Source organism: Pseudomonas taiwanensis (assembly GCF_013393345.1).
Classification (GTDB): Bacteria; Pseudomonadota; Gammaproteobacteria; order Pseudomonadales; family Pseudomonadaceae; genus Metapseudomonas; species Metapseudomonas resinovorans_C.
This window is the reverse complement of record NZ_QJRF01000048.1, coordinates 55,205-72,769: the sequence shown is the minus strand read 5'-3', so window position 1 is coordinate 72,769 and position 17,565 is coordinate 55,205. Positions and strand designations below refer to the sequence as shown.

Annotated in this window: 14 protein-coding genes; 7 read left to right on the top strand and 7 right to left on the bottom strand. The window is 64.2% G+C overall.

Annotation, left to right across the window (positions count from 1 at the left end; all coding sequences use genetic code 11):
• Positions 1-16: 16 nt before the first annotated feature.
• From DM872_RS09935 to DM872_RS09925, 3 genes are all read left to right on the top strand, one after another.
• The gene (locus DM872_RS09935; RefSeq protein ID WP_179059326.1) at positions 17-706 is read left to right on the top strand and encodes a bifunctional 4-hydroxy-2-oxoglutarate aldolase/2-dehydro-3-deoxy-phosphogluconate aldolase; all 690 of its coding nucleotides are present in this window, start codon (positions 17-19) and stop codon (positions 704-706) included.
• A gap of 256 nt (positions 707-962) precedes the next feature.
• Positions 963-2,588, top strand: coding sequence for an NADP-dependent glyceraldehyde-3-phosphate dehydrogenase (locus DM872_RS09930; RefSeq protein ID WP_179059325.1), 1,626 nt, complete (start codon positions 963-965; stop codon positions 2,586-2,588).
• 150 nt (positions 2,589-2,738) lie between these two features.
• A complete protein-coding gene (locus tag DM872_RS09925) occupies positions 2,739-3,557 on the top strand; it encodes a shikimate 5-dehydrogenase (protein WP_179059324.1) in 819 nt (272 codons plus the stop codon).
• A 180-nt stretch (positions 3,558-3,737) separates the two neighbouring features.
• Here the strand turns inward: DM872_RS09925 and DM872_RS09920 are convergent, their stop codons facing one another.
• The 7 genes from DM872_RS09920 to DM872_RS09890 form a co-directional block, all read right to left on the bottom strand.
• Complete coding sequence (locus DM872_RS09920) at positions 3,738-6,170, bottom strand: autotransporter family protein (RefSeq protein ID WP_179059323.1); 2,433 nt, start codon at positions 6,168-6,170, stop codon at positions 3,738-3,740.
• Between the two features lie 206 nt (positions 6,171-6,376).
• Positions 6,377-6,853, bottom strand: coding sequence for a MarR family winged helix-turn-helix transcriptional regulator (locus tag DM872_RS09915; protein ID WP_077523620.1), 477 nt, complete (start codon positions 6,851-6,853; stop codon positions 6,377-6,379).
• Between the two features lie 131 nt (positions 6,854-6,984).
• Positions 6,985-8,547, bottom strand: a complete 1,563-nt coding sequence (locus tag DM872_RS09910) for a methyl-accepting chemotaxis protein (protein WP_179059322.1) — start codon at positions 8,545-8,547, stop codon at positions 6,985-6,987.
• 48 nt (positions 8,548-8,595) lie between these two features.
• Positions 8,596-9,387: an ABC transporter ATP-binding protein gene (locus tag DM872_RS09905; RefSeq protein WP_179059321.1), complete on the bottom strand. Its 792-nt coding sequence runs from the start codon at positions 9,385-9,387 to the stop codon at positions 8,596-8,598.
• A complete protein-coding gene (locus tag DM872_RS09900; protein WP_179059320.1) occupies positions 9,387-11,186 on the bottom strand; it encodes a branched-chain amino acid ABC transporter ATP-binding protein/permease in 1,800 nt (599 codons plus the stop codon). Before DM872_RS09900 ends, DM872_RS09905 begins: the two co-directional genes overlap by 1 nt.
• Positions 11,183-12,220: a branched-chain amino acid ABC transporter permease gene (locus DM872_RS09895; RefSeq protein WP_179059319.1), complete on the bottom strand. Its 1,038-nt coding sequence runs from the start codon at positions 12,218-12,220 to the stop codon at positions 11,183-11,185. The genes DM872_RS09900 and DM872_RS09895 overlap by 4 nt, the downstream gene beginning before the upstream one ends.
• A 223-nt stretch (positions 12,221-12,443) precedes the next feature.
• Positions 12,444-13,595: an ABC transporter substrate-binding protein gene (locus tag DM872_RS09890; RefSeq protein ID WP_179059318.1), complete on the bottom strand. Its 1,152-nt coding sequence runs from the start codon at positions 13,593-13,595 to the stop codon at positions 12,444-12,446.
• Positions 13,596-14,330: 735 nt separating this feature from the next.
• On the opposite strand from DM872_RS09890, the gene DM872_RS09885 reads away from it, so the two are divergent.
• Genes DM872_RS09885 through DM872_RS09870 form a run of 4 tightly spaced genes read left to right on the top strand, consistent with a single transcriptional unit; the run spans position 14,331 to position 17,543 of the window.
• Positions 14,331-15,443, top strand: a complete 1,113-nt coding sequence (locus DM872_RS09885) for an amidase (RefSeq protein WP_179059317.1) — start codon at positions 14,331-14,333, stop codon at positions 15,441-15,443.
• A 25-nt stretch (positions 15,444-15,468) separates the two neighbouring features.
• Complete coding sequence (locus tag DM872_RS09880) at positions 15,469-16,641, top strand: acyl-CoA dehydrogenase family protein (protein ID WP_077523627.1); 1,173 nt, start codon at positions 15,469-15,471, stop codon at positions 16,639-16,641.
• A gap of 27 nt (positions 16,642-16,668) precedes the next feature.
• Positions 16,669-17,031, top strand: a complete 363-nt coding sequence (locus tag DM872_RS09875) for an IacB protein (RefSeq protein WP_120655102.1) — start codon at positions 16,669-16,671, stop codon at positions 17,029-17,031.
• Positions 17,032-17,036: 5 nt separating this feature from the next.
• Entirely contained in the window at positions 17,037-17,543 is a 507-nt protein-coding gene (locus tag DM872_RS09870; protein WP_179059316.1) for a nuclear transport factor 2 family protein, read from the top strand.
• The last annotated feature ends 22 nt before the right edge of the window (positions 17,544-17,565 follow it).

The following is a 17,565-nucleotide window of genomic DNA, read 5'->3' as shown; positions in this document are numbered from 1 at the left end:
GCCCGAAGGAACACCCATGACCAGCCCTCCCAGCAATCGGACGACCAGTCGCGAAGCCGTGCCGAACATGGCTGACAAGGCCGCCCTGATCGACATCCTCTGCGGCGCGGCGCGCATCCTCCCGGTGATCACCATCGAACGCGAGCAGGATGTCCTGCCGCTGGCCGATGCCCTGGCCGCCGGTGGCCTGCATACCCTGGAAATCACCCTGCGCTCGGAGCACGGCCTCGCCGCTATCCGCACCCTGCGCGAGCAGCGCCCGGAACTCTGCGTCGGCGCCGGTACCGTGCTGGACGAATGGATGCTCGCCGAGGCCGAGGCCGCCGGCTCGCAGTTCATCGTTACCCCTGGCTGCACCGCGGAGCTGCTGCGTGCGGGTGTCTACAGCCCGTTGCCGCTGTTGCCCGGCATCAGCAGCGCCTCGGAAATCATGCTCGGCTATGCCCTGGGTTACCGCCGCTTCAAGCTGTTCCCGGCAGAAATCTGCGGCGGCGTGAAGGCCCTCAAGGCCTTCGGCGGTCCCTTCCCGGGAATTCGCTTCTGCCCCACCGGCGGCGTGACCCCCGACAACCTGCGCGACTACATGGCACAGCCCAATGTGATGTGCGTGGGCGGCACCTGGATGATGGACAAGGACTGGATCCGCAACGGCGACTGGCAGCGCATCCAGGAAACCACAGCAGCGGCTTTGGAGCTGTTGCACTGAGGTCGGGCCTTGCTCGTTCCGCTTCTGTGTGGGGGCGAATTCATTCGCGAAGGGGCACGTAGTGCCCCCACGAGGCTGAGGGCAGACCTGCGGCCTGCTTAGCGATTGAAATCGCCCCCACAGGATTTCCACCACCCCTCGACACCGAATCCCATGCGGGAACAGATTCCGCCAAACGGTTTGCTGAAACGATTTACCAAGCGACAGAATCAGGCTAAAACCGATCCCCAGTGGTTACGAACCAGAGGAAAGTCCAATGACCGACAACAACAACCTCGATGCCCTGTTCCCCACTGCCGGGCAGATTCCCGAGCGCTACCGTCCCGGTGAGCCCATCGAACAGCGCGAATACCTGGTCAACGGTGAGCTGCTGCGCTGGGACGGCCCGGTGGCCACGGTGCGCAGCCCGATATTCCTGGCTGGCGACAAGGGTGACGAGCAGGTGGTGCTCGGCAGCACGCCGTTGCTGGATGCCGATGCCGCGTTGGCCGCGCTGGAGGCCGCCGTTGCCGCCTACGACCACGGTCAGGGTGCCTGGCCGACCCTGCGCGTGGCTGAACGCATCCAGCATGTGGAGAAGTTCCTCGCCCGCATGCGCGAACAGCGCGAGGCAGTGGTCAGGTTGTTGATGTGGGAGATCGGCAAGAACCTCAAGGATTCCGAGAAGGAGTTCGACCGCACCTGCGACTACATCGTCGATACCATCGAAGCGCTCAAGGAGTTGGATCGACGCTCCAGCCGCTTCGAACTGGAGCAGGGCACCCTCGGTCAGATCCGCCGCGTGCCGCTGGGCGTGGCCCTGTGCATGGGGCCCTACAACTACCCGCTGAACGAGACTTTCACCACGCTGATCCCGGCGTTGATCATGGGCAACACCGTGGTCTTCAAGCCGGCCAAGTTCGGCGTGCTGCTGATCCGTCCGTTGCTGGAGGCCTTCCGCGACAGCTTCCCGGCGGGCGTCATCAACATCATCTACGGCCGTGGCCGCGAGACGGTTAGCGCCATCATGGCCAGCGGCAAGGTGGATGTGTTCGCCTTCATCGGCACCCACTCTGGCGCCGCCGACCTGAAGAAGCTGCACCCGCGCCCACACCGCCTGCGCGCGGCGCTGGGCCTGGACGCCAAGAACCCCGGCATCGTCCTGCCGCAGGTGGACCTGGACAACGCGGTGAGCGAAGCCATCACCGGCGCGCTGTCCTTCAACGGCCAGCGCTGCACCGCGCTGAAGATCCTCTTCGTCCATGAAGACGTGCTCGAACCCTTCCTCGACAAGTTCTGCGCCCGGCTCGCTGCACTCAAGCCCGGTATGCCCTGGGACGACGGCGTGGCCCTTACGCCCCTACCCGAGCCGGGCAAGGTCGATTACCTCAATGCGCTGCTGGAGGACGCCGTTGCCAAGGGCGCGAGGGTGGTCAATCCAGGTGGCGGCAGTCACCGGCAGAGCTTTTTCTATCCCGCCGTGCTGAGCCCGGTAAGCCCGGACATGCGCCTCTACAACGAAGAACAGTTCGGCCCGCTGATCCCGGTGGTGCCGTATCGCGAGGTGGAGGAGGTGATCGACTACGTGCTGCATTCCGACTACGGCCAGCAGCTCAGCCTGTTCGGCAACGACTCGGCCCAGGTCGGCCGGCTGGTGGATGCCTTCGCCAACCAGGTGGGGCGGATCAACATCAACGCCCAGTGCCAGCGCGGCCCGGACACCTTCCCCTTCAACGGCCGCAAGAACTCGGCCGAAGGCACGCTGTCGGTACATGACGCCCTGCGCGTGTTCTCCATCCGCACCCTGGTGGCGACCAAATTCCAGGAAGACAACAAGGCGCTGGTCAGCGAGATCATCCGCAACCGCGAGTCGAACTTCCTGACCACGGATTACATTTTCTGAGGACTCGCGCAGGTACTCCCTTTCCTTGTGGGGGCGAATTCATTCGCTATGCAGACCGAAGGTCTGCCCCAGGGGCACTTCGTGCCCCTTAGCGAATGAATTCGCCCCCACAGAAAAGCCATAGCCCCGCTGCCTAGAACGGAGATCCCAATGCCCCGCCCCATCAGCCGCGACACCCGGCTCTGCATGTCCCTGTCCGGCCGCCCCGGCAATTTCGGCACGCGCTTTCACAACTACCTCTACGAAGTCCTGGACCTGGACTTCGTCTACAAGGCCTTCACCACCACCGACTTGCCGGCGGCCATCGGCGGCATTCGCGCCCTGGGCATTCGCGGTTGTGCGGTGTCCATGCCGTTCAAGGAGGCCTGCATTCCATTGCTGGATGAGCTGGACGCCTCGGCTTCGGCCATCGACTCGGTCAACACCATCGTCGCCGACAACGGCCGGCTGAAGGGCTACAACACCGACTACAGCGCCGTGGCCAGCCTGCTGGCGAGCCACGCAGTGCCGAGCGACATCCGCTTTGCCGTGCGGGGCAGCGGCGGCATGGCCAAGGCCGTGGCCAGCGCCTTTCGCGACAGTGGTTTCCGCCACGGCACGATAGTCGCTCGCAACCCGGAAACCGGTCCGGCGCTGGCTCGTGGCTGTGGATATCTGTGGCGGGCGGAGCTGGGCGACGAGAAGCCGCAGATGTTGGTCAACGTCACCCCACTGGGCATGGAAGGCGGCCCGGAAGCTGACACCCTGGCCTTCACCCGCGAGCAGGTGGAAGCGGCCGATTGGGTTTTCGATGTGGTGGCGCTGCCGGTGGAAACCCCACTGATCCGCCTCGCCCGCGCGCTGGGCAAGCCGGTGATCACTGGCGCTGAAGTCATCGTGCTACAGGCCGTGGAGCAGTTTGTGCTCTACACCGGCGTGCGGCCCGAGGCGGAGTTGATCGAGAAGGCGGCAGAGTTTGCGCGGTGGTAGCGGGCCGAAGCTTTTGTAGGTTGGGCAGAGCGCAGCGAAGCCCAACAATACCAGCTCACATGACGTCCTCTACGTTTCGTTTTTAGACGTGAGTTCGAGGAAAAAGCATCTCTCGATGCAGTCGCCTTATAAGAGATGGATGGAAAAGCGAGGCCAGGCGAGCCTGGCCTCAGTGTTGCTTTAGAACGCAAAACTCATGGAGGCGTAAGCGGTTCTCGCATTGGCGTCATTGCGTAAGGTGTAGCTGTATCCGGTACCCAAGGTCAGCGCACCGCTCTGGTAGCGTAATCCAAGCGTTCCTTCATAACTGTCCCGCCCAGGGACCACACCACGAGTCGCGAAGTTGGTCCCGCCATTCAGGAATGTGCTGGTGACACTGGTGCGGTCACCGACATTGTCGTACCACCCCATAAGGGTTGCCTCTGGCAGCAAGGTACCTGGGCCTGCCGCGTAGCGGCCCGTCAGCTTCAGTCCGGCTCCTAGTTCACCACTCTGATAGCGAGTTGAGTTCACTCGCAATGCGGCCGAGCTGCCTTTCTCCGAGTAGCCGTCCAGCCGCACTTCCGAATACCGAGCGGCCACGCGAGGTTCCAACGTCATGCTGTCCTGCATGGGGAATCGATAGCCTGCCAGGAGGGTCGCGCCAAATTCGCGGCCGTCACCTTCACCTTTGGCCCGGGTGCCAGCGATATAGCGACGGTGATCGTTTTCGAGCCAGCCGAGGGTCAGGTCGCCGGAGACGAAGAAGCGGCCCCAGTGGTGATTACCAAAAAGTCCAAAGAGATGTCCGCGGCTATCCAGCTTGTTTCCGTTGTGGCTGGAGGCATCGCCGCGGTAGTGACCGTAGGCCAGGCCAGCAATGCCGTTGCTGCCGATGCCCCAGTCGATGCCGACTGCAATCCCGCGATTGTCCAGGTCAAAGCCGCGGACGCCCTGGCGGGTGCCACTTTTCAGCTTGCTGCCGATCACCTGGACCCAGGGCTGGACGCCTTCCCTGACGAGGCTGCTGTCCGGGCGGTCGAGAAGGGAGGCTTCGAAGCGACGCAACCCATCCAGAGCGCCCAGAGGCGCGACGCCGTTGGCCTCAGGCGAGAGCTGCTCGGCGATGCGCGTGGTCTGCAATGTGTCGCTGTTGGCCAGGGCCTGGAATACCGGGTCATTCGAATCGAGCTGACCCAGTTGAGTTGAAAAGGCCAGCATGGCGTTCTGGGCATTAAGAGAGGCGCCAGAGTAGGCCACCAAGTCGGCCGCGGCCTGGCCCTGTAGCGGGGCCACCTCAGCGCTGAGGATGCCATTGTCCAGGCTGTAGCGGTTGATCTGCAGCAGGCCTGAGGTACTGACAACCTGGAAATCCTCGGAAGTCAGCGAAGTGTCTTCAGTGTCCAGCGGCGAGGCGCCCAGGTGGTACCAATTGCTGGCTTGGACGAGTTGATAGCGCTGTGTGTCTGCCAAACTGAAGTCATTGGGCGTTGGGGTAACGAGCACGCTGGCACCCGCGCCGGCGTAGACGCTTCCCTGCACATCGAGATAGGGGCGAGCGGTATCTGTGCTGGTATTGAGCATCAGCTCCAGTTGACCGGCTTCTTCGATGTAGAGGCTTCCAGTAAGGGTTCCGTGGGGGCGAGTCAGAGTCAGCTTGCCGTCGATTATGTTGAGAAAGTTCGTATCGATTCGGGATGCGTCCAGTGTGCTGTTTCCATAGACCCGGACAGCTCGCAAGTGATCTAGGTCGCCATGTACCGAACCGCCGATAAGGTCCAGTTGTTGAGTACCAGTGCCCCTGAAGGCCACGGGAGCTTCGATCATGCCCTCGTGTTGCACTGTGGTGGCGAAGAGATCCGTCATTTCCACAGCGACGTTGTCGGAGCGGATCGTGCCGAAGTTGTTCAGTACTGCGCCGTTATCGATTCGGACCGCGATGGCACCCGCGCCGGTGGCGTCTGTGGCGCTGATGGTCCCCGTGTTGTCGATGCGTTGATTCTCCAGAATTACATCGTCCCAGACATGCAAACCAATCGAGTTGGAGCCGCTCGCTTGGATCAGTCCGCTGTTGCTGAGGCTACCGAGGCGGGAGTTAATGATTTCGATCGTCGCTGTATCAGGGCCGCTCGCGCTGATGGTCCCTTCGTTTGTGAATCCGCCCAGGATATTGGAGACGTACACCGAGACAGCGGGTAGGTCAGGGTAGCGCTGGTTGCTCTGCTCGATCAGGCCCTTGTTGATGAATTGACCATCCACCTGCGCAAGGGAAACCGACACATTGGCGTCGTCGATGTTCGAGGTGATCAGGCTGGCGTTGTTGACGACGTTACCGCCGACGTGACTGCCGCGTTCAAGGAACAGAGTTCCATCAAGAATCTTCGAGTGGCTGCCATCCAGAAACATATCTGCGTCGTTGACCAGGTTCCCCGCGACCGAGCCATAGAGGACGGTGGCGGCGTCTGCGTTCGACGTGATGGAGCCCACTAGTCGCAGGTCTCCGTCATAGTGTTGGGTCAGGACGTTGAATTTGGAATTGCTGATATCCAGCACCGTCGATGCCTGAACAGCAGTGGGCAACAGGGCAGTGGCAATGGCTATCGCCAGGTAGTGTTGGGTAAATCTGTCGGGCATTTGAGCCTCCTTGCGAACGAACGGTGGTGTCGAACGCCGGGGAGGCTAGTGATCTTGCGAGGGGGCGGCCTAGAGGCCGGTGAGGGGGCTGATGCAAAAAGGACGGTTCCCAACAGGAGGCGTCCTTTTTCTCAGAATCCGGTCATGAAGGGCTGACAGAGATTGGGCAGCGGCCTACAAGCTAGGGTCGGACGCCCAATCCCGGCTCAACCCTCCGGCAGATTCGCGTAGATCTTTTCCAGCGTGCCGTTGAGCTTGGCGATCTGGGCTTCGGTGAGGTCCTTGAAGCTGTTGGTGAAGATGTGCGCGGTGTTCACCTGGATCTCTTCCACCATGTGCCGGCCCTTTTCGGTGATGGTCACCTGGGTGACGCGGCCGTCGTTGCTGCAGGGGGCGGTGTCCACCAGGCCGTCATCCTTCATGCGGTAGACAATCTTGGTGACGGTGGAGAGCTTGGCGATGGCGTGCTCGGAGATCTCCGAGATGCTCGACTGGCCGTTCTCCTTGAGGATGAAGAGGATGCGCCAGCGCGGGATGTCCAGGTCGATCTTCTTCAGGGTCTTTTCCATGGCCATGTTGTAGCGGCCATAGACGCGGGCGATCCAGTAGAAGGGGAATTCTTCCTTCTTGAAATCGTCGCTGGCGGGGTTGTAGCGGTTGAGGCGCTTTTTCGGGGTGCTCATGCGAGTGGGGCAAGGTTCGTGCTGACAGGGGGAGAGTTATAGGGGGTTGCGCGTGGGCTGTCGACAGCCATCTGTAGGCGGCTTGATCCCGGTCAGCAGGACAGGCCGCTCGAAGAAGCGGCCTGCCCCTGTCAGCCATGCAGGAATCGCTGGGCCAGGTCGAGCTGGGAATTGGCCAACTGGTGCAGTTCCTGGCCGATCTGGGTGCTGCGCTGGGCCTGGCCGGCGCTCTGTTCGGCAAGCCCGGCGATCCGTGCGATCTGCCGGCTGACCTCCTCGGCCACCTGCCCCTGTTCCTCGATGGCCGTGGCCATCTGCAGGCTCATGCCGCTGATCTGGCCCGCTTCATCCTTGATGCGCCGCAGGGCTTCGCGCACGTCCTCCACATCGGCGCTGGATTGCTGCGCCGCCTGCTCGCCCCGTTGTGCGGTGGCCAGGGCCTGGGTGCTGCCGCTGCGCAGGCGTTCGATGGACTGCTGGATCTGTCCGGTGGAGTCGCGGGTGCGCGAGGCGAGGGTACGCACTTCATCCGCCACCACTGCGAAGCCACGACCGGACTCGCCGGCGCGGGCGGCCTCGATGGCGGCGTTCAGCGCCAGCAGATTGGTCTGCTCGGCGATGCTCTGGATCACCTCGGCAATGCCGCTGATGGAATCGATGGACTCGGCGAGCTGGCCGACGGCCTGGCCGATGTCTTCCACCGATCCGCGCAATGCCTGCATCGACACCTGGCTCTGACTGGCCAGCCGCTCGCCGTCACGGGCCAGGTCGTCCACCGCCTGGGTGGCGCCGGCACTGTGCTGGAGATTGCGCGACAGCTCCTGGATGGTGCTGCTCATCTGCTGGATCGCCGCCGCCGACTGCTCGGTTTCTTCCAGCTGGCGTTCCAGCTGGCTGGCCTCGCTGGCTACCAGGGCCGAGGATTCTCCGGCGCGGCTGCGCAGGATGTCGCCGTTGATATGGATGCGCGCCATCACCGTGCGCAGGCGCAGTTGCAGGTTGCCCATGGCCATGTCCAGCAGTGCGTCAGCACCGCCTCGCGGGCTGTAGGCCGGTGCCAGCAACGGATCGCTATAGACCTGTGGATAACTCGCCAGGCCCCGGGTCGCGCCGCGTTGGCGTACATGGGCGGCTTGCAGGCTGATGGCACCAAGCCCGCCGAGCAGGGCCAGGCCGAGGCCAGCGTTCAGTTGACCGGTCAGGGTGGTGATGGCCAGCACCAGGGCGGTCATTGCGGCGACGCTGTGTTCGCCCAGCAGGCGCAGCGCCTGTGTCGCGGTGGGCTCGGCCGGCTTGCCCTGGCGCAGGCGCGCATAAAGGGCGTCGGCGCGCAGGCAACTGGCGCGGTCCATGGGGTGATAGACGGTGCCCAGGGCCACCAACTGGTCGCCCTCGAACAGCGGAACCACGTAGAGGTCGCTCCAGAACACGCCCCCTTCCTGGTGGCGGCCCATCAGCGGACCGTTCCACGGCACCCCGGCGCGCAGCGTTTGCCACATGCGCTCGATGACCACGGCGGGCATGCCGGGGTGGTTGATGCTGCTGAAGGGCTGGTTCAGCAGCTCTTCGCGGCGGTAACCGCACATGTCCAGGTAGGCGTCGTTGCAGTGCAGCAGGCGGCCTTCCGGGTCGAGGCGGGAAATCGGGGGCTCCGCGAAAGCCGGGACGGCCTGCGGGGAGGGAGATGGTTTCATGTTGTCCTCCTTGAACGGGCCCGACCTCGCGGCCGGGCCTAAGCATCGTCAGCTCGCGAGCATCTCCTGGTGCTTGCTGGCCAGGCCCAGGTAGGCCTCGATCACGCGCGGGTCGTCGGCCAGCTGGGCGGCGGGGCCCTGCATGGCGATCTGGCCGGTTTCCAGCACGTAGGCGTAGTCGGCCACACGCAGTGCGGCGCGGGCGTTCTGCTCCACCAGCAGGATGGAAACTCCCTGCTGGCGCAGGGTGGTGATGATGCGGAAGATCTCGCGGGTGATCAGCGGCGCAAGGCCCAGGCTGGGTTCGTCCAGCATCAGCAGCTTGGGCTTGGCCATCAGCGCACGGCCCACGGCAAGCATCTGCCGCTCGCCGCCGGAGAGGGTGGCGGCCAGTTGGTCGCGGCGTTCCCACAGACGCGGGAACAGGTCGTAGACCTCCTTCAGCGTTTCGCCATGGTCGCGTTTGCCGCTGCGGTGGCGCTGGAAGGCGCCCAATAGCAAGTTGTCTGCCACCGTCATGCTGCCGAACAGTTCGCGCTTCTCCGGCACCAGGCCGAGGCCGCGCGACACCATCACTTCCACTTCCGGCACCGCTTCCAGGCTGCCGTCGAACGCGACCCGGCCACGGGAGCCGAGCACACCCATGATGGCGGAGAGCAGGGTGGTCTTGCCGGCGCCGTTGGGGCCGATCACGGTGACGATCTGCCCCTGGCCGACCCGCAGGCTGGCGTTGGACAGGGCTTCCACCTTGCCATAGGCGACGCTCAGGTCGCTGACTTCCAGCACCGGGTTGGCGGCGAGGTTTTCCGGCTGCTTCAGGTCTTGAATCGGCATGTTCATCACTCAGCACCTCCGAGATAGGCTTCCAGCACCGCCGGGTCTTTCTGTACGTCGGCGGGCAGGCCGTAGGCGATGCGCTGGCCGAACTCCATCACCACGACCCGGTCCACCAGGCCCATGACGAAGTCCATGTCGTGCTCCACCAGGAGGATCGCCATGCCTTCGCTGCGCAGACGGCTGAGAAGCACGCCAAGGGCTTCCTTCTCCTTGTGGCGCAGGCCGGCGGCGGGCTCGTCGAGCAGCAGCAGGCAGGGGTTGGCGCAGAGCGCGCGGGCAATTTCCAGGATGCGTTGCTGGCCCAGGGCCAGGCTTCCGGCTTCCACGTGCAGGTAGTCACCCAGGCCGACGCGCTCCAGCTGGCGACGGGCTTCGCCCAGCAGTTCCGCTTCCTCGGCGCGGTCCAGGCGCAGGGAGGCGGCGAGCACGCCCTTGTTGCCGCGCAGGTGGGCGCCGATGGCGACGTTCTCCAGCACGCTCATTTCCGGCAGCAGCTTCACATGCTGGAAGGTGCGGCTCATGCCCATGCGGGCGATCTCGCGGGAGGGGATGCCGTTGATGCGCTGGCCACGGAACAGCACGTCGCCGGAGGTGGGGGTGTCGACGCCGGACAGCTGGTTGAACAGGGTGCTCTTGCCGGCGCCGTTGGGGCCGATCAGGGCGAGGATTTCCCCGGCGCGCACGTCCAGGTTCATCTCGTTGTTGGCCACCAGGCCACCGAAGCGGCGCGTCACGTTGCGGGCTTCCAGCAGCACTTCACCGGCGGCAGGCAGCTCGCGGCGCGGCAGCTCGGCGGCGGCATCCACGGCCTTGAACGACAGGCGCGGTTTCCAGGCATCCGGCACCAGGCGCAGCAGCAGGGGCCAGAGGCCGCCCGGCGCACGTTGCATCAGCAGGATGATGAGCAGGCCGAAGACGATCACCTCGTAGTTGCCGGTGCTGCCGAAGAGGTGCGGCAGCAGATCCTGCAGCCACTGCTTGAGCATGGTCAGCACGCCCGCGCCGAGCAGTGCGCCCCAGACGCTGGCCACGCCGCCGATCAGCGCCATGAACAGGTAGTCGATGCCCATGTGCAGGCCGAAGGGCGTGGGGTTCACGAAGCGCTGGGTATGGGCGTAGAGCCAGCCCGACACAGCGGCGAACAGGGCGGAGATGAGGAAGATCACCATCTTTGCGCGGAAGGTGTTTACGCCCATCGACTCGGCCATCAGTTGGCCGCCCTTGAGGGCGCGGATGGCACGGCCTTCACGGGAATCCAGGAGGTTCTGGGTGATCAGCATGGCGCAGAGCAACACCGCCCAGATCAGGTAATAGATCTCCTCGCCCTTGTTCAGCTCCCAGCCGAACAGCGAGATCGACGGCAGGCCGCTGACGCCGGTGTGGCCGCCGAGGGATTCCAAGGTGCCGAACAGGTAGTAGAGCGACAGGCCCCAGGCGATGGTGCCGAGCGGCAGGTAATGCCCGGAAAGCTTCAGGGTCAGTGCGCCTAGCAGCAGGGCCACCGCGCCGGTCAGCACCAGTCCCACCAGCAGGGTCAGCCAGGGCGATGCGCTGGCCCAGGCCAGCCAGCCCGGCAGGTCCTGCACCGTGGTCAGGTAAGCGCTGGTGTAGGCGCCGAGGCCAACGAAGGCGGCCTGGCCGAAGCTGGTCATGCCGCCGACGCCGGTGAGCAGCACCAGGCCGAGCACCACCAGCGTGTAGAGGCCGATGTAGTTGAGCAGGGTGACGTAGTAGGGCGGCAGCACCAGCGGCGCAACGCCGAGCACGGCCACCAGGGCGAGGATCAGGTAACGCGGTTTCATTCATCGTCCTCCACGTGACGGCTGGTGAGGGAGCGCCAGAGCAGGAAGGGGATGATCAGCGTGAAGACGATGATTTCCTTGTAGGTGCTGGCCCAGAACATCGAGAAGGCCTCGATCAGGCCAACGCCCAGTGCGCCGAGGGCGGCCACCGGGTAGCTCACCAGGCCGCCGATGATGGCGCCGACGAAACCCTTGAGGCTGATGACGAAGCCCGAGTCGAAGTAGAGGGTGGTGATGGGGGCGATGAGGATGCCTGACAGCGCACCGATGAAGGTGGCGAGGGCGAAGGTGGCCTTGCCCGCCAGGGTCGGCGAGATGCCCATCAGCCGAGCGCCCAGGCGGTTCACCGCGGTGGCGCGCAGGGCCTTGCCATAGAGGCTGCGCTCGAAAAACAGGAACAGGCTGATGATGAGCGCCAGGGACACGGCGATCACCCACAGGGTCTGGCTGTTGAAGGTCACGGGGCCTAGGGTCAGGCCGGCCTCGGAGAAGGGCGCAGTGCGCGCGCCTTCTGGGCCGAACATCAGCAGGCCGAGACCGACCATGGCCACGTGCACGGCAATGGAGACGATCAGCAGCACCAGCGAGCTGGCCGAGGCAATCGGCTGGAACACCAGGCGATAGAGTTGCGGACCCAGCGGCACCACCAAGGCCAGCGTCAGCAGGGCCTGGACCGCCATAGGCAGTTCGGCCAGCGGCAGGTTGCGCACCAGGCCAACCATGGCCAGGGCGTAGGCGAGCTTGGGGATTATCCGTTTCGGGAAGCGGAAGCCGCGGCTGGCGCGGGTCGCGTCAAACAGGTCCATGGCGCAGTCCGCCAGGGTCAGGCCGAGCAGCAGCCAGACCAGCGCGGTGGGTTGGCCAGCCTGGAGACTGGCCATGGCCAGGGCGCCGTAGGTGACGAACTCGCCCTGGGGGATCAGCAGGATGCGCGTGACGGTGAAGACCAGCAGGAGCGACAGGGCCAACAGCGCGTAGATGGCGCCGTTGGTGATGCCGTCCTGGCCGAGCAGCAGGGCTATCTGGAGATTCATGGTGGGAACTCATGTTGCGGTACGTAGGGTGGATGACGCTTTTTTCATCCACCATCTGTGCTTGATCCGGACTCCATAGGGTGGACATCAACAGCGATGTCCACCCTATGGAGTGCCTTTCTGTGGGGGCGAATTCATTCGCCAAGGGCGGCGTAGCTGCCCCTGTGGAATCCGAAGGGCGGACCTTCGGCCCGCATAGCGATTGAAATCGCCCCCACAAGGATCAGTTGTGGCCGAGCAGGGTCCAGGTGCCGTTCTTCACCTGGATCAGCTCACGGCCACGCTCGTCGAAACCGCTGTGGTCTTCCGGGGTCATGTTGTAGACGCCCTGGGTGGCAGGCAGCTCGTGGCTCGACTCCAGTGCGTCACGCAGGGCGGCGCGGAACTCCGGGGTGCCCGGTGCGGCTTTGGCGGCGGCCAGCGGAATGGCCTTCTGCAGCAGCAGGCCGGCGTCGTAGGTATTGGCGCCGAAGGTGGCCGGCTTGCTGCCGTTCAACTTCTCGTAGGCGGCCACGTACTCACCGGCGACCTGCTTGGAGGGATGGCTGTCGGGGATCTCGTCCAGTACCAGCATCAGGCTCGCGGCAAGGATGGTGCCTTCCACCTTCTTGCCGCCGAGCTTGAGGAAGTCCGGCAGGGCGGCACCGTGGGTCTGGTACATCTGGCCGCGATAACCCTGGTCGAACAACGTGGTCTGCGGCAGCACCGCAGCACTGCCCGGCGCGGCGACCAGTACGGCGTCAGGACGGGAGGCCAGTACTTTCAGGCTCTGGCCGGTGACGGAGGTGTCCTGGCGCTGGAAACGCTCGTTGGCCACCAGCTTGATGCCGTGTTCGGCGGCCAGCGCGCCCATCACCTTGGACCAGTTCTCGCCGTAAGGATCGGCGGTGCCGATGAAGCCCAGGGTCTTCACGCCGCGTGCGCCCATGTCCTCCACCAGGGCCTTGGCGATCAGGTCATCGTTCTGGGTGGTCTTGAACACCCACTTCTTCTGCTCGTTCATCGGCAGCACCACCGAAGCGGTACCTACCGGCGCCAGCAGCGGCACGCCGGCTTCGGCGACGAACTGGATGACGCCCATGGCATTGGGCGAACCGCTTGGGCCGATGATGGCGTCGACGTTTTCTTCGCTGATCAGCTTCTTCAGCGCCTTGACGGTGGCGGTGGGATCGCTGCCGTCATCCAGGGGGATGTACGTGACCTTCTGGTCCCCGGCCTGGGTAGGCAGCAGCGGCGTCGAGTTCTTCTGGGGAAGCCCGACCAGGGCGAGGGGACCGGTGGAGGAGGTGATGACACCGACTTTCACATCGGCCTGGGCATTGGCCAGGACGGCGGCGCTGAGGAGCAGGGTGGACACGGCTTGTTTGAAGAGCATGACGTTCTCCGAGGGTTGCAAGGCTATTCGAGAGGCAAGGATCCGCAGGTAGCGCCAGGTCCTTGTGGACACCGGTGCACGGATGGCTTGCCGCCTTTTTGTTGTTCTGGCGCCTGGTGGCGCTACCGGCGGGTATCCCGCTCGGCGGGAAGCGAAATTGCAGCTCCCGTGCCAGAAAACCTGCGCCATGCCGGTGCAGCGCCGAGGCAGCCCCGTTGAGCCCTCCCGCTTTCTCCTCGAGTCAGTGCTTGCTGACTCTCCCCTCGGACCTTTCTGCAAACCGACTTCATGCCAGTGGCAATCGGCTTTTCAGCGTCTTTTGCAGGGCGTTGTCCTGGCTGATTCTTGTGGTTTTTCAGGCTAAAAATTCGCTTATTTATCGCCAAAAATCCGCAATAAATTTCAAATATTCCGTTCGATAATCGCTCACTTTGAAGAGGGTGCTACGCGTGATGAATTTCGATGTGTGCGATGTGAATAATTCCTATATCAATTATAAATAATTGAAAATAAAGACTTTTCCATGTTGTTTTGCGTGAAATATCCATTTCCATGCTGTTACCTAAATGCACGGAAGTGGTGCTCTGTTACGTGAAAATGCACCTAATCTACACACTCATTTTCCAGTGATAATTCAATTGACATTTCACGTAATTCTTTCGATTCTGGATTTACGCAATCGACACCCCCGGCGGGGCAGTCGAGCACCAACAAGAACGCCAATGGGTGATGCAAATGACGATAGTGGTCGAGAGGCTGGAGCTGGGTGGCGCGGGGCGAACCGTGATGGTGAAGGACACCATCGATATCGCCGGCCATCCGACCCGCGCTTCCAGCCGTGCGCTGGAAGAAGCGCCCGACGCCGTGCGCCATGCCGATGTGGTCCAGGCACTGCTGGATGCCGGCTGCCGCATCACCGGCAAGACCAGCCTGCATGAGCTGGCCTTCGGCACCACCGGCCTCAACGCCTGGACCGGCACTGCGGAAAACCCGCGTTATCCCGGCCGCGTGCCCGGTGGTTCCTCCAGTGGTTCGGCTGCCGCCGTCGCTGCCGGTCTCTGCGACTTTTCCCTGGGCACCGATACCGGCGGTTCGGTGCGTGTACCGGCCGCCTGCTGCGGTGTGTTCGGCCTCAAGCCCACTTTCGGCCGTATCAGCCGCGCCGGTGTGATGCCGGCACAGACTTCCCTGGATTGCGTCGGTCCCTTCGCTGCCAGGATCGATCTGCTGATCGAGGCCATGGCTGCCATCGACCCTTCCTTCAGCGTGCTGCCTACCGTCAGCGGCATTCGTCTCGGCGTCGTGCCGGTCGAGGCCGATCCGGAGGTGCTGTCCGCCCTGGATGCCGTGCTGGACGCCTCCGATTTCGAACTGTGCAAGGCGCCGCTGCCGGGCATGCAGGCCGCCTACGACGCCGGCCTGGCCATCATCAACCGGGAAACCTGGAACGCCTGCGGTCACCTGGTGGAAAGCGGCCTGGTGGGCGCGGATGTCGCGTCCCGCCTGCTGGCCGCCAGCAAGACCACCGACGCCGACCTGAAAGAGGCCGAAGCCATTCGCGCCGCCTTCACCGCCGAAGTGGATGCCGCGCTGGCGCGTTACCCGATCCTCGCCCTGCCGACCATGCCGAGCTACCCGGCCCTGGTGACGGAGGCCGCCGACACCCGCGCGGCCATCGGCATGACCGCATTCGTGCGGCCGTTCAACCTCACTGGCCACCCGGCACTGAGCATTCCCTTCGAGGGCACCTCGAAGCTGCCGGTGGGCCTTCAACTCGTTGCCGCCAAGGGCGCGGACGAACTGCTGTTGGCAGTCGCCCGCGAGCTCGTGCGGCGCCTCGAACAATAACCAAGAAGCCCACCAGGAGAGCCCCATGTCTTCGCTAAGCGAGCTGGATTACCAGCGCCCCACCCCGATTACCGCGAGTGAAGGATTCCAGGCGCTGCTCGCCGACATCCGTGAGCGTGCCCGGCGCGAGGAATTCGACCGGCAGAAATTCATTTCCCAGGACGTCATCGAGCGCTTCAAGGAGCTCGGCGTCTACCGTGCCCTGGTGCCCACCCGCTTCGGCGGCGACCAGCGCTCGCCCATGGAGTTCTGCCAGATGGTGGAGGACATCTCCGCCGCCGACGGTTCCGCCGGCTGGGTTGCCAGCTTCGGCATGAACCCGGTGTACCTCGCGGCGCTGCCCCTGGCGACCCTGGAAAAGGTCTATGCCAACGGCCCGGACGTGGTGTTCGCCGGTGGCATCTTCCCGCCGCAGCCGGCTGCCTTCGTCGAGGGCGGGCTGGAAGTGAACGGGCGCTGGAAATTCTCCAGTGGCTGCATGGGCGCCAACCTGATCGGCGTCGGCATCAGCCCGAAGAACGGCGACACCGTCGGCCTGCCGCGCCTGGCGGTGATGCCGCGCGAGAAGGTGAAGATCGAGGAAACCTGGGACGTGATCGGCCTGATCGGCACCGGCAGCCATGACGTGGTGATCGAAGGCGTTGTCGTGCCCGAAGAGTGGACCTTCGTCCGCGGTGGCCCAGCCAACCTTGACGAGCCGATGTTCCGCTACCCGTCGCTGTCCTTCGCCACCCAGGTGCTCTCGGTGGTCGGCCTGGGCGTCGCTCGCGCCGCCCTGGATTACCTCTCCGGTATGGCCACCGGTCGTTTCTCCGTCACCGGCGCCCCGGCCCTGTCCGACCGCCCGCTGGCGCAGATGCAGATGGCCAAGGCCGAAGCCGAACTGCGCGCCGCCCGCGCCTGGTTCTACGAGGCGATGGAAAACGCCTGGGCCAGCCTGCTGGCCGGCGACCCGGTGAGCGTCGAGCAGACCAACCTGCTGCGCCTGTCCTCCACCCACGCCACCCGCGTGTCCGCCGAAGTGGCGCGTACCGCGCAAATGCTCTCCGGCATGACCGGCGTGTACCGGGACAACCCGTTGTCGCGCTTCGTCAACGACACCCTGGTGGTCACCCAGCACGCCTTCATGGGCGACATGACCTACCAGAACGCCGGCGCGATCTTCTTCGGCAACAAGCCGCTGCCCGGCTACCTGTGAATTCCAACTGACTGATCGGTGATTTCGATGAGCGATAAGAAAGCCCTGCGCGTCCTCTTCTGCATGGGTATCAACCAGAACTTCTTCGACGCTCCGCGCGAGGAACAACTGCAGGTCTGGGCAGCCTTCAGCGAAATGTGGAACGGCATCCACGACCTGCCCGGCGTGAAGGTATTCGGCAACATGGACGACGACCAGAGCATGGTCGGACCAAGCACCGGCTACCCCTGGACCACCTACCTGCTGGCCGACGTACCGGACATCGAGACCGTGCACGCCGCCTGCAACCTGTTCCGCACCACGCCGGTAGGTGATGGCACCTACAAGCTGTGGCGCTACGCCAAGGTCGAGGCCCGCACCGGCCGCGAACTGATCATCCAGCGCGCGTGACCGCCATGACCGAAGCCCTTGAGCAACGCCTGCGCCAACTGGAAAGCGAACACGCCGTGCGCGCCTGCATGAACCGTTACATGGAGCTGTGCGACGCACTGGACGCCCGCACGCCCCTGGACGAACTGGCCGGCCTGTTCACCGCCGATGCGGTGTGGGAAGGCAAGGGCGCCAAGTACGCCAAGAGCTTCGGTGGTTACCAGGGCCGCGAGGCGATCCGCGCCATGTTCGCCACCTACATGGTTGAGCCGGCGCACTTCGCCCTGAACGTGCACTTCCTCTGCTCCGAGCTGATCCGCGTCGAAGGCGCGGAAGCGGTCGGCAGCTGGGTGATGTTGCAGACCTCCACCTTCGCCAGCGGCGCCTCGCACCTCAACGCGGCGCGCCTGACGGTGAAGTTCCGCGAGGAGGAGGGCGCCTGGCGCATGGCGCATTTCCAGACCGAGAACCTGTTCAGCCGTCCGGTGGAGGCGTGGAACAGCGACGCGCACCTGCCGGTTCCGGGCAAATGAAGACACCTGCCTTTGTGTAGGA